Raw genomic sequence first — 12073 nt, forward strand, 5'->3', positions numbered from 1 at the left:
GGGCGCCGCCCGAAGGCGGCACCCCGTTCGCGATGCGCTGTGTGCTGTGCTGCGGCCGTCAGACCGTCTCGAGCGAGTAGCCCTCTTCGCCGTGCACGACGGTGTCGACGCCGGCCAGCTCGTCCTCGTTCTTGACGCGGAAGCCGATCGTCTTCTGGATGACCCAGCCGATCGCGTATGCCAGGACGAAGGAGTAGATCAGCACCGCGAAGGCGCCGACGAACTGCACGCCCAGCTGGGCGAAGCTGCCGCCGTAGAGCAGGCTCGAGAACGGCTTCTCGGCGTCGCCGTCGATGTGGGTGAAGCCGAAGACGCCGATCCACAGCGTTCCGATGATGCCGCCGACGAGGTGGATGCCGACCACGTCGAGCGAGTCGTCGAAGCCGAGCTTGAACTTGAGGTCGATCGCGAGGGCGCAGACGGCGCCGGCGACCACGCCGAGCAGGATGGCCCAGCCCGGGGTGAGGATGTTACAGGCCGGGGTGATCGCGACCAGACCCGCGACGGCGCCCGAGGCCGCACCGATGGAGGTGGCCTTGCCGTCCTTCAGCTTCTCGACGATCAGCCAGCCGATGATGGCGGCGGCCGGAGCTGCCAGGGTGTTGACCCAGGCGAGGGCGGCCACGCCGTCGACCGCGGCCTCCGAGCCGGCGTTGAAGCCGAACCAGCCGAACCACAGGAGCGCGGCGCCGAGCAGGGTGAGCGGCACGTTGTGCGGCTTGTTCATGCCCTTCTGGAAGCCGACGCGCTTGCCGAGGACGAGCGCGAGGGCGAGCCCGGCCGCACCGGCGTTGATGTGCACCGCGGTGCCGCCCGCGAAGTCGTTGACGTGCAGGCCGGCGGCGATCCAGCCCTCGGAGAGGTTGAACACCCAGAACGCGACCGGGAAGTAGACGACGGTGACCCAGACGCCGGCGAAGATCATCCACGCGCCGAACTTGGCGCGGTCGGCGATGGCTCCGGAGATCAGCGCCACGGTGATGATGGCGAAGGTCGCCTGGAAGCCGGCGAAGGCGAGGCCGCCCAGGTCCGGCGTGATTCCGTCCTTGCCCATCAGGCTCGACAGGAACCAGTCGGGAGCGCCGAGCACGCCCGGGATGACCGGGGTGCCGAAGGCGAGGCCGTAGCCGTAGACGACCCAGAGGACGCCGACGAGCGCCATCGCGCCGAAGCTCATCATCATCATGCTGATGACGCTCTTGGCCCTGACCATGCCGCCGTAGAAGAACGCGACGCCGGGGGTCATCAGCAGGACGAGGGCTGCGGCGACCAGCAGCCACAGGGAGTTGACGGTCCCTGCCTCTGCGTAGTCCGCTGCTGTGTGGAGCACCATGCGAATCTCTACCTCTCTGTGCGTGCCCCCGGATCTGGTGACCGCCGCTCTCGGGTGCGGGGGTTCGGGGTGGAGCCAGTCTGATAGCGAGAGGTTTCGGTGGCAGGCCGCCTGTGTTTCACGCCTGTTACGCGTCGTGTGGGCGTGTAAACAGTGTGTTTCGTGGTGCTTTGAGTGTTCGGGATGCGGTCTAAGGGCTCCGCCGTGCGACAGAATGCAGTGTAGACATTTGTCTAGGACCCGCTAGCGTGAAGGGATGCTGCTCATGACCCCGCCAGAGGAACGCTCCATCACCGTCGGCCAGTTGCGCCAGAACCCCACGCGCATGCTGAGCGACGTGCAGGAGGGCGAGACCTACACCATCACCAACCACGGCCGCCCCATCGCCGACGTCGTCCCCCACCGCGAGTCCGCCTGGGTCCCCGTCGACGCGGTGCGCGAGCTCCTGGCGGCGCCCGTCGAGCCGACCTGGGCGGCCGAGCTGCAGGAGCAGCGCCGCGACGACGACCTCCGGGACCCCTGGGCATGAGGGCGCTGCTCGACACGAACGTGCTGATCCGCGGCCGCTACGAGGCGCCCGTGGCGATCAGCGACTTCGCGGTGTCCTCCATCAGCTACGCAGAGCTCGAGCAGGGCGTCGCACGGCCGGGTCTCGACGGTGCGACGGCTGCCGAGCGCCGCCTCCGGCTGCTCGAGCTGCGCCGTGCCTTCGGCCGCGGCCTTCCGTTCGACGACGTGGCGGCGCAGTATTACGGGCGCATCGTGGAGGCCGTCTACGCCACCGGCCGCACGCCCCGCGGCCGCGTGGCCGACCTCATGATCGCCGCCACGGCCCGCGCGCACGACGCGGCGATCGTCACGCACAACGTGGACGACTTCGCCGGGCTGGAGCGGATGGTCCGGGTCATCCCGGCGTGACCGCCACCGACTACGCAGCCACGACCTTCGCCCGCACCTGCCGCTTCGTCCGGCCGAGCAGCGCCGACATGCCGCGGATGCGCAGCGGCGACACCGCCTGCGTCAGGCCGAGGGTCTGCGGGAAGTCGTCGGGGACGGCCAGCACCTCGTCCGCCGTGAGGCCGGCGAGGCCCTGCACCAGGATGGAGGCGAACCCGCGCGTCGTCGGCGCCTCCCGCGGTGCCGTCGCGTACAGGTGCACGATGCCGGCCGCGTCGACCTCCACGAAGATGAAGACCGGCGCCTGACACTCCTCCACCCGCTCCAGCAGGTCGGGGTGGTCGGCGTAGCGGGCGGGCAGCTCCGGCAGCTCGTCGGCGAACTCCAGCAGCAGCTGCAGCCGGTCGGGCTGCTCCAGCGCCTGGAAGTCGTCGCGGATCTCCGCGAGCGTCCCGGTCAGTTCGGTCATGCCTCCAGGCTAACCCGCCCGCGCCACGCCATCAGCGGGCGGGCACCTCGCCGGGCTCGCTGCCGGTGACGATCGGCACCCGCACGGCCGAGCCCCACTCCGTCCACGAGCCGTCGTAGTTGCGGACGTTCTCGAAGCCGAGGAGGTGGGTCAGCACGAACCAGGTGTGGCTCGACCGCTCGCCGATGCGGCAGTACGCGATCACGTCGTCGCCCGGCTTCAGCCCGGCCTCGCCCAGGTAGATGTCCTCGAGTTCGCCACGGCGCTTGAACGTCGCGTCCGGCGCGGCCGCCCGCGCCCACGGCACCGAGGCGGCGGACGGGATGTGGCCGGCGCGCAGCGCGCCCTCGGTCGGGTACCCGGGGATCTCGGTGCGCTCCCCGCTGTACTCCTCCGGCGACCGGACGTCGATGAGGGGCTGCCCGAAGTGGGCGAGCACGTCCTCCTTGAACGCGCGCACGCGGGAGTCGTCGCGCTCCACCACCGGGTACTCGACCGGCTGCACGGCGGAGGCATCGCGGGTGAGCTCTCGCCCCTCCGCGATCCACTTGTCGCGGCCGCCGTCGAGGAGGCGGACGTCCTCGTGCCCGAACAGGGTGAACACCCAGAGCGCGTACGCCGCCCACCAGTTGTTCTTGTCGCCGTAGATGACGACGGTCGTGTCGCGCGCGATGCCCTTGGAGCCGAGCAGCTCGGCGAACCGCTCCGCGCTGACGTAGTCGCGCACGACCGGGTCGTTGAGGTCGGTGTGCCAGTCGATCTTCACAGCGCCGGGGATGTGGCCGGTCTCGTACAGCAGCACGTCTTCATCGGACTCCACCACCACGAGCCCGGGCTCGCCCCGGTGCGCGGCCAGCCACTCCGTGCTCACCAGGCGTTCCGGGTGGGCGTAGTCGGCGAAGGCGGGCGACGGATCGATCTCGACGGGCATGCGGATGCATCCTTCCGGATTAGGCTGGAGCCCTGCGGCAGCAGGAACGCAGTATCAGGCTACGCGGCCGACCGAGCCTTCCGCCTCCGCCTTCGACACACACTTCGACACAAAAGGGTGCAGCCTCCTCCATGACGATCGACCAGACCGGAGCCCTCCCCCGCCTCGCGGACCGCTCGCCCCAGATCACGGGCGCCGAGATCGCCTCCAGCCTGGTCCCACCGTCGCAGTTCGAGCACGCGACCTTCGAGTCGTACCGGCCCGACCACGACTATCCGTCGCAGGCGGAGGCCGTCTCCACCCTCAAGCTGTTCGCGAAGGCGTGGGAGCCGCAGCGCCCGGCCGGCCTGTTCAGCCGCAGCCGCAAGAAGGTCGACGCGATGCGCCCCGGCGTCTACCTCGACGGCGGCTTCGGCGTCGGCAAGACCCACCTCCTGGCCGCGCTCTGGCACGAGGCGCCCGGGCCGAAGTACTTCGGCACCTTCATCGAGTACACCGCCCTCGTGGGCGCGCTCGGCTACGCGGGCGCCGTCGACCTGCTGCGCGGCTCCACGCTGATCTGCATCGACGAGTTCGAGCTCGACGACCCGGGCGACACGATGATGATGACGAGGATGCTCGGCGAGCTCGTCGCCTCCGGCACCCGCATCGCCGCCACCAGCAACACCCCGCCGAACGCGCTGGGCGAGGGGCGCTTCGCCGCGAGCGACTTCCTGCGCGAGATCCAGTCGCTGTCGAGCAACTTCGAGACCATCCGCATCGACGGCCTCGACTACCGCCGCCGCGACACCACCGGCAGCGCCATCACGGTCGACGCCGGCGAGTACGAGCGCGTGCTGGGGGCGCTCGCCTCCCGCGGCGAGGCCGCCACCGACGACTCCTTCGATGGCCTGATCGCCCACCTCGCCACCGTGCACCCGTCGCGCTACATCAAGATGCTCGACGGCGTCGACGTGATCGGCCTGCGCGACGTCGCGGTGCTCCACGACCAGATGGCGGCGCTGCGCCTCGTCGCCTTCATCGACCGTGTCTACGACGCCGAGATCCCGATCGTGCAGACCGGCGTGGCCCTCAACGACGTCTTCGACGAGGAGATGCTGGGCGGCGGCTACCGCAAGAAGTACCTCCGCTCGGTCTCGCGCATGATCGCGCTGACCGCGGGAGAGCTGCCGCCGCACGACGAGTAGAGGCAGTCCCCCCGCCCGTCACCCCACGTGCTCGCGGAGCCACTCCGTGATCGCCGTCGTCCACTTCTGCTCGTCGTAGTTCCAGAGCTTGGTGTGCAGCGCGACCGTGAACGGCACCAGCGTCACGATGTCGCTGCGGGCCGCGGCGAGCGCGCGGGAGGCCGTGGAGGGCACGAAGCCGTCGTCGTCGCTGTGCAGGATCAGGGTCGGGAGGCTGAGGTCGGCCGCCCGCGAGACGAAGTTCATGCTGGCCAGGTCGATGGCGGCGGCCTGCCCGGTGATGGGCCCGCTCCAGGTGGCGCCGATCAGCCGCATGGCGCCCTGGGCGATGGGGTCGGGAAGGCGGAGCAGGTTGGCCTGGTACTCGAGCGTGTCGATCCAGTCGATCACGGGCGACTCCAGCACGACGCCGCGGACGAGGTCGAGCGCGGTGGAGCGGGTGATGGTCTGCAGCACGACAGCGCCTCCCATCGACCAGCCCATGAGCACGATCGAGCGGGCGCCGTTGGCGGCGGCGTACCGCAGGGCGGCGTCGACGTCGTGCCACTCGGTCCCGCCGAGGCCGTAGCGGCGGTCGGCGCTGTCGGGGGCGTCGCCGTCGTTGCGGTAGGAGGCGAGGAGGCTGGTGTAGCCGGCGGCGTGGAAGGCGCGGACCGCGCGCAGACCCTCCTGGCGGGTCGCGCCCCAGCCGTGCACCTGGATGACCCAGCGGCCGTCGTCGGCGCCCTCCGGCGCGGGGAACAGCCAGGCGGGCGCCTCCCCCAGCTCGCTGGGCACGGTGACGCTGGAGACGGGGAGGCCGAGCTCCTCCGGCTCCAGGTAGTAGTAGCCGCTGATGCGGGCGCGGCCGGGCCGCAGGTCGCCGAACTCGACGCGCTGCAGCTCGCGCGTGACCTCGCCGCCGCCGGTGGCGAGCAGGCCGCCGACCTTGGCGTAGCCGGTCTCGCCGTCGAACCAGACGCCGAACCGTCCCGGCATGGCCGCGTCGGGGGTGTCGGCGAAGGTGATGGTGCCGAGCTCGTGGTCGACCGCGCGGATGGTCTGGTTCAGCGGGCGCCGCCGCACCGGCGTGATCACGGTGCGGGCGACGCGGGCCACGACGTACGCGGCCCCGGCCGCCGTCAGCGCCACCAGCCCCGCGCCGACCGCACCGGTCGTGAGGAGTGCTTTGCCGATGCGGGGACGGGAGCCGGTCGTCGTCATGGCGCCAGCGTACCTGCGGCGTCCGTGGAGCGACGCTCAGGACTTCCTCAGGCGGCGTGCCTTACTCCCGCGAGCGCGCAAAGGCTTCTAGTGTTCGTAGCGTGCCGACACCAACCTCCACCCCGCACGTGCCCGGGGAGTTCGCCGCGGCGCTCGCGTCCGTCCGGGCCGCACAGGCCCGTCCGGAGCTGGTCGTGACCGAGATCCCGGCGCCGGGGCAGCTGGCGCCGCATGCGGTGGCGCTGGCCGCCGACGTGCGGCCGGCCCGGCACGGCGACGACTCCGAGCTGGGCACCGGGCGCTTCATCCTGCTGTACGACCCGGAGGAGCCGGAGGCGTGGGGCGGCCCGTTCCGCGTGGTCTGCTTCGCGCAGGCGCCGCTGGAGACGGACATCGGGCTCGACCCGTTCCTCGCCGACGTGACGTGGTCGTGGCTGGTCGACGCGCTCGACGCCCGGCACGCCCGCTACACCGCCGCGAGTGGAACGGCGACCAAGATCATCTCCACCGGGTTCGGCGAGCTGGCCCGGCAGGGCGATGGCTCGCAGATCGAGCTGCGGGCGTCGTGGAGCCCGCTCGAGACGGACATCTCGGCGCACGTGGAGGGCTGGGGCGAGCTGCTGTGCATGCTCGCGGGCCTGCCCCCGACCGGAGAGGGCGTCAGCCTGCTCACGTCGAGGAAGTCGCCGCGTGGCTGAGCTGCACCACGTCATCGATTCCCGCGCGGAGTACCTCGACGCCGTCGAGCGCATCGCCCAGGGCACCGGCCCGATCGCCGTGGACGCCGAGCGGGCCAGCGGGTTCCGCTACTCCCAGCGCGCGTACCTCATCCAGGTCTTCCGGCGCGAGTCCGGCACGTTTCTGTTCGATCCGCCGGCGATCGGGAGGTTCGACGAGCTCGACGAGGCCATCCACGACGACGAGTGGGTGCTGCACGCGGCGACCCAGGACCTGACCTGTCTGCGCGAGGTCGGCCTCGACCCGGCGACGATCTTCGACACGGAGCTGGCGGCGCGCCTGCTCGGCATGCCGCGCGTCGGGCTCGGGACGGTCGTGGAGGAGCTGCTCGGCATCCACCTGGCCAAGGAGCACTCTGCGGCCGACTGGTCCACCCGGCCGCTGCCGGAGCCGTGGCTGAACTACGCCGCCCTCGACGTGGAGCTGCTGCCCGATCTGCGTGACGCGATCGCCGGCCTCCTGCACGAGGCGGGCAAGGAAGAGATCGCGCGGGAGGAGTTCGCCGACGAGCTGACTCGCGAGCTGACGATCGTGCGGAGCGAACCGTGGCGGAGGCTGTCGGGCATCCACTCGATCCGCGGTCTGCGCAACCTGGCGGTCGCGCGCGAGCTGTGGCTGAGCCGGGACGCGCTGGCCCGCGAGCTCGACACCGCGCCGGGCAGGCTCGTGCCCGACGCGTCGCTGACGGCCGCCGCCAAGGCCATGCCTGAGAGCAAGCGCGCCCTGGCCGGGCTGCGCGAGTTCACCGGCCGCGCGAGCCGCAGCGAGCTCGACCGCTGGTGGGCCGCGATCGAGGCCGGCCGCACGACGGACGACCTGCCGGTGCTGCGCGGGAACGGCGACAGCCTCCCGCCGCCCCGGGCCTGGGCCGACCGCAACCCGGAGGCCGACGCCCGGTTGAAGGCCGCCCGCACGGCCCTGACGACGCTGTCGGAGGAGCGCAGCATCCCGCTGGAGAACCTGCTGACGCCGGAGACGCTGCGCCGCGTCGCGTGGACGCCGCCCGCCGAGATCACCCCGGCGACCATCGGCGACGCCCTCGCCGCGCACGGCGCCCGGCCCTGGCAGATTGAGGCAACCTCACAGGCGATCGCCGACGCGTTTGTGGGAAGCGTGCAAAGCCCCGACGACACGTCCGAGCCGGATTCGTAGGAACGACCAAACGATTCCGCGCCCCGGCGGACCCCTCCTTAGGATCGTTGCGACCTGATTGGGAGGCACTGTGGCCGAAAAGACCGAAGTCGTGTTCGTCGACGGAGTCCGTACTCCGTTCGGGCGGGCCGGCGAGAAAGGGCAGTACTGGAACACCCGGGCGGACGACCTGGTCGTGAAGGCGATCATCGGTCTGCTCGAGCGGAACCCCCAGGTGCCCAAGGACCGGATCGATGACGTGGCGATCGCCGCGACGACGCAGCAGGGCGACCAGGGGCTGACCCTCGGCCGCACGGCGGCGCTGCTCGCCGGGCTGCCCAAGTCCGTGCCGGGCTTCGCGATCGACCGGATGTGCGCCGGGGCGATGACGAGCGTCACGACCCTCGGTTCCGGCATCGCGTTCGGCGCGTACGACCTCGTCATCGCGGGCGGTGTCGAGCACATGGGCCGCCACCCGATGGGCTTCGGGGCCGACCCGAACCCGCGCTTCCTGTCCGAGCGGATGGTCGCGGAGGACGCGCTCAACATGGGCATGACGGCCGAGCGCATCCACGACCGCTTCCCCGCGCTCACCAAGGAGCGCGCCGACCGGTTCGCGATGCGCAGCCAGCAGAAGCTCGCCGCCGCGTACGGCAGCGGCGACATCCAGCCCGACCTCGTGCCGGTCGCCATCCGCTCCGAGAGCGGCTGGGGCCTCGCCACGCAGGACGAGGGCATGCGCCCGGAGACCACGATGGAGGGGCTGGCGACGCTCAAGACGCCGTTCCGCCCGCACGGCCGCGTCACGGCCGGCAACTCGTCGCCGCTGACGGACGGCGCGACGGCCAGCCTCCTCGCCTCCCACGACGCCGTGAAGGAGCTCGGCCTCGCCCCGAAGATGCGCATGGTGAGCTTCGCGTTCGCCGGCGTCGAGCCCGAGATCATGGGCATCGGCCCGGTGCCCTCGACCGAGAAGGCGCTGCGCAAGGCCGGCCTCACGATCGACGACATCGGCCTGTTCGAGCTGAACGAGGCGTTCGCCATCCAGGTGCTCTCGTTCCTCGACCACTTCGGCATCGACGACGAGGACCCGCGGGTCAACAAGTGGGGCGGCGCGATCGCGATCGGCCACCCGCTGGCCGCGAGCGGCGTCCGCCTGATGATCCAGCTCGCCCGCCAGTTCGAGCAGCACCCGGAGGTGCGGTACGGCATCACCGCGATGTGCGTCGGCCTCGGCCAGGGCGGCACCGTGATCTGGGAGAACCCCAACTTCGACAAGCGCGCCGCGCGGAAGGCGAACTGAGGACAGCGACGTGACGGATTACACCACCATCGACTTCACCCCCCTGCTCGCCTTCTCGGACGACGAGGTCGTCACGCACGCCCTCACGAAGGACGTGCCGCTCCCCAGCGGGCGGACGCTCGCCCTGGTGACACTCGACAACGGGCGCGACCACACCCGCCCGAACACGCTCGGCCCGGCGACCCTCCTCGAGCTCGGCACCGTCTTCGACGAGCTCGCCGCACGGGCGAAGCGCGGCGAGATCGACGCGGTCGCGGTGACGGGCAAGCCGTTCATCCTGGCGGCCGGCGCCGACCTCAGCCGGGTCAGCGACATCCCCAGCAGGGAAGCGGCCAAGCTGCTCCCCCAGCTGGGCCACCACGTCCTCGGCAAGCAGGCGTCCCTCGGCGTCCCGTCGTTCGTCTTCACGAACGGCCTGGCGCTCGGCGGCGGCGTGGAGATCGGCCTCAACGCCGACTACCGCACCATCGACCGCAACGTGGCCGGCTTCGCGCTGCCCGAGGTGTTCCTCGGCCTGATCCCGGGCTGGGGCGGCGCGACCATCCTCCCGAACCTGATCGGCATCGAGAACGCGCTGAAGGTCGTCGTCGAGAACCCGCTCAAGCAGAACCGGATGCTGAAGGCGCAGGAGGCGTTCGACATGGGGATCGCCGACGCGATCTTCGACTCCGCCAACTTCCTCGAGGACTCGCTGAAGTGGGCCGACAAGGTGCTCGGCGGCGAGATCGAGGTCAAGCGGCCGAATGTCCCGGGCAAGCTCGAGCGGATGGTCAAGTGGGACGCGGCCATCGGCATCGCCCGCAAGATGCTGGAGAGCCGGATCGGCACCGTCCCGAAGTCGCCCTACAAGGCACTGGACCTGCTGAAGGCCGCGAAGTCCAACGACCGGGCCGCCGGCTTCGAGCTCGAGGACGACGCCCTCGCCGAGCTCATCTCCGGCGATCAGTTCCACGCCAGCATCTACGCCTTCAACCTGGTGCAGAAGCGCGCCAAGCGCCCTGCAGGAGCCCCGGACAAGAAGCTGGCGAAGAAGGTCACCAAGATCGGTGTCATCGGCGCCGGCTACATGGCCAGCCAGTTCGCCCTCCTGTTCGTGCGCCGCCTGCGGGTGCCGGTCGTCATCACCGACCTCGACCAGGCGCACGTCGACAAGGGCGTGCAGTACATCCACGACGAAATCGGCAAGCTGCAGGAGAAGGGCCGCATCTCGCCCGACGAGGCGAACCGCCTGCGCGCGCTCGTGACCGGCACGACGGACAAGGCCGACTTCGCCGACTGCGACTGGGTGATCGAGGCCGTGTTCGAGGAGCTGACGGTCAAGCAGAACGTGTTCGAGGAGGTCGAGCAGCACATCTCCGACGAGGCCGTGCTGGCGACCAACACCTCCTCGCTCTCGGTCGAGCAGATCGGGGCGAAGCTGAAGCACCCGGAGCGGCTGGTCGGCTTCCACTTCTTCACCCCGGTCGCGGTCATGCCGCTGATCGAGGTCGTGAAGACGCCGCACACCGACGAGGCGACGCTCTCGACGGCGATGGTGACGGCCGCTGCGCTCAAGAAGAACGCGGTCATCACGGCCGACACCCCCGGCTTCGTCGTCAACCGCATCCTCGCCAAGATCCTCGGCGAGGCGATGCACGCTGTCGACGACGGCACGCCGTTCGAGGTCGTGGACGAGGCCATCGCCCCGCTGGGCCTGCCGATGCCGCCCTCCCAGCTGCTCGACCTGGTCGGCCTGAAGGTCGGCGCGCACGTGCTCGACACGCACCACGCCGCCTTCCCCGACCGGTTCTACCGCAGCGAGAACCTCCACAAGCTCGCCGAGTACGGCACGCTGCTGGAGAAAGACGGCAAGGGCAGGATCAAGGGCGTCGACAAGGGCGCGGCCAAGATCGTGGCGGGCGGGACGAACCCGTGGACGAAGGAGGACATCCTCCGCCGCCTCGAGGACGGCCTCGCCGACGAGATCCACCGCATGCTCGTGGACGACCACGTCGTGGAGGCGCCGGAGGACATCGACCTCTGCATGATCCTCGGTGCGGGCTTCCCGTTCCAGATGGGCGGCATCACGCCGTACCTCGACCGGGTCGGCGCGTCCGAGCGCGTCTTCGCCGACACGTTCCACCACCCGCCGATCCGCGGCGTGGAGTAACCGGGTCGGCCCGCCGGCCGCCGAGCACAGGAGAAATGCTCTCGATCAGCGCGATCGGGAGCATTTTTCCTGTGCTGGTGGGCTGCGGGCTCGTGGGCTAGGTCAGGACGAGGTCGAGGTAGGCGCGCAGGGCGGCGGGGGCGTCGATGCGGTCGGGGGCGTAGAGCCACTGCAGCTCGACGCCCTCCCACAGGGCGATGACCGTGGCCGCGGCGAGCGCCGGGTCGACGCCGTCGCGCAGGTGACCGTCCTCGCGCAGCGCGGTGAACTCGGCGGTGTAGGCGTCGCGGAGGCCGTCGTAGCGGTCGACGAAGTAGTCGCGTCCGGGGTGGCCGGCGGTGACCGCCTCCGCCGACAGCACGGCGTAGAGGGCGATCAGGCCGGGGATGCGGCGGTTGGCCTCCGCCTGGCCGACGATGTGCTCGGCGAACGGGAGGCGGGCCGCGGAGTCGCTCCAGCCTCCGCCCAATTCGTCGCGCCGGGCGAGCACGGCGACCAGCAGCTCCTCCTTGGACGAGAAGTGGTGCTGGAGGCTGCTGAGGCTCACCCCGGCGGCGGCGGCGATCTCACGCAGCGAGCCGGCGTGGTAGCCGCGGCTGGCGAAGACGGTGTACGCCTGCTCGACGATGTGCTGCCGACGGGCGGCGGACTTCGCGTAGGGGCCGCGGCGGCGGGGCGACGCGGGATCGGGCGCGGGGTCGTGCTCGGACACGCTCCTCCAAATTAGGTCAC

At 70.9% G+C, this 12073-nt stretch carries 12 protein-coding genes; 7 read left to right on the forward strand and 5 right to left on the reverse strand.

Going from position 1 to position 12073, the window contains the following annotated elements:
• Positions 1–58 precede the first annotated feature (58 nt).
• Complete coding sequence (locus P5G50_RS13830) at positions 59–1333, reverse strand: ammonium transporter (protein ID WP_301208273.1); 1275 nt, start codon at positions 1331–1333, stop codon at positions 59–61.
• Positions 1334–1589: 256 nt separating this feature from the next.
• Between P5G50_RS13830 and P5G50_RS13835 the strand changes: the two genes are divergently transcribed.
• Both P5G50_RS13835 and P5G50_RS13840 read left to right on the forward strand, forming a co-directional pair.
• On the forward strand, positions 1590–1862 hold the full coding sequence (locus tag P5G50_RS13835) for a type II toxin-antitoxin system Phd/YefM family antitoxin (RefSeq protein WP_301208272.1): 273 nt from the start codon (positions 1590–1592) through the stop codon (positions 1860–1862).
• Positions 1859–2251, forward strand: coding sequence for a PIN domain-containing protein (locus P5G50_RS13840; protein WP_301208271.1), 393 nt, complete (start codon positions 1859–1861; stop codon positions 2249–2251). The genes P5G50_RS13835 and P5G50_RS13840 overlap by 4 nt, the downstream gene beginning before the upstream one ends.
• A gap of 10 nt (positions 2252–2261) precedes the next feature.
• On the opposite strand, the gene P5G50_RS13845 is transcribed toward P5G50_RS13840, so the two are convergent.
• The gene (locus tag P5G50_RS13845) at positions 2262–2699 is read right to left on the reverse strand and encodes a SufE family protein (protein ID WP_301208270.1); all 438 of its coding nucleotides are present in this window, start codon (positions 2697–2699) and stop codon (positions 2262–2264) included.
• Positions 2700–2730: 31 nt separating this feature from the next.
• On the reverse strand, positions 2731–3630 hold the full coding sequence (locus tag P5G50_RS13850; protein WP_301208269.1) for a sulfurtransferase: 900 nt from the start codon (positions 3628–3630) through the stop codon (positions 2731–2733).
• Between the two features lie 131 nt (positions 3631–3761).
• On the opposite strand from P5G50_RS13850, the gene zapE reads away from it, so the two are divergent.
• Complete coding sequence (gene zapE / locus P5G50_RS13855; RefSeq protein WP_301208268.1) at positions 3762–4817, forward strand: cell division protein ZapE; 1056 nt, start codon at positions 3762–3764, stop codon at positions 4815–4817.
• A gap of 18 nt (positions 4818–4835) precedes the next feature.
• Here the strand turns inward: zapE and P5G50_RS13860 are convergent, their stop codons facing one another.
• Positions 4836–6020 carry an alpha/beta hydrolase family protein gene (locus P5G50_RS13860; RefSeq protein WP_301208267.1) on the reverse strand — a complete coding sequence of 395 codons (1185 nt, stop codon included), beginning with the start codon at positions 6018–6020 and terminating at the stop codon, positions 4836–4838.
• Between the two features lie 101 nt (positions 6021–6121).
• Between P5G50_RS13860 and P5G50_RS13865 the strand changes: the two genes are divergently transcribed.
• From P5G50_RS13865 to P5G50_RS13880, 4 genes are all read left to right on the forward strand, one after another.
• Entirely contained in the window at positions 6122–6718 is a 597-nt protein-coding gene (locus P5G50_RS13865) for a DUF3000 domain-containing protein (protein WP_301208266.1), read from the forward strand.
• On the forward strand, positions 6711–7910 hold the full coding sequence (locus P5G50_RS13870; RefSeq protein WP_301208265.1) for an HRDC domain-containing protein: 1200 nt from the start codon (positions 6711–6713) through the stop codon (positions 7908–7910). Before P5G50_RS13865 ends, P5G50_RS13870 begins: the two co-directional genes overlap by 8 nt.
• 70 nt (positions 7911–7980) lie before the next feature.
• Positions 7981–9192, forward strand: a complete 1212-nt coding sequence (locus tag P5G50_RS13875; protein WP_301208264.1) for a thiolase family protein — start codon at positions 7981–7983, stop codon at positions 9190–9192.
• A 10-nt stretch (positions 9193–9202) separates the two neighbouring features.
• Positions 9203–11341, forward strand: a complete 2139-nt coding sequence (locus tag P5G50_RS13880) for a 3-hydroxyacyl-CoA dehydrogenase NAD-binding domain-containing protein (protein ID WP_301208263.1) — start codon at positions 9203–9205, stop codon at positions 11339–11341.
• Positions 11342–11438: 97 nt separating this feature from the next.
• On the opposite strand, the gene P5G50_RS13885 is transcribed toward P5G50_RS13880, so the two are convergent.
• On the reverse strand, positions 11439–12053 hold the full coding sequence (locus P5G50_RS13885; RefSeq protein ID WP_301208262.1) for a TetR/AcrR family transcriptional regulator: 615 nt from the start codon (positions 12051–12053) through the stop codon (positions 11439–11441).
• Positions 12054–12073 lie beyond the last annotated feature (20 nt).

This window comes from Leifsonia williamsii (assembly GCF_030433685.1).
GTDB lineage: Bacteria > Actinomycetota > Actinomycetes > Actinomycetales > Microbacteriaceae > Leifsonia > Leifsonia williamsii.

Coding starts and splice junctions, on each gene's coding strand:
- P5G50_RS13830 (WP_301208273.1), bottom strand. CDS start 1,333: ATGGTGCTCCACACAGCAGCGGACTACGCAGAGGCAGGGACCGTCAAC.
- P5G50_RS13835 (WP_301208272.1), top strand. CDS start 1,590: ATGCTGCTCATGACCCCGCCAGAGGAACGCTCCATCACCGTCGGCCAG.
- P5G50_RS13840 (WP_301208271.1), top strand. CDS start 1,859: ATGAGGGCGCTGCTCGACACGAACGTGCTGATCCGCGGCCGCTACGAG.
- P5G50_RS13845 (WP_301208270.1), bottom strand. CDS start 2,699: ATGACCGAACTGACCGGGACGCTCGCGGAGATCCGCGACGACTTCCAG.
- P5G50_RS13850 (WP_301208269.1), bottom strand. CDS start 3,630: ATGCCCGTCGAGATCGATCCGTCGCCCGCCTTCGCCGACTACGCCCAC.
- zapE (WP_301208268.1), top strand. CDS start 3,762: ATGACGATCGACCAGACCGGAGCCCTCCCCCGCCTCGCGGACCGCTCG.
- P5G50_RS13860 (WP_301208267.1), bottom strand. CDS start 6,020: ATGACGACGACCGGCTCCCGTCCCCGCATCGGCAAAGCACTCCTCACG.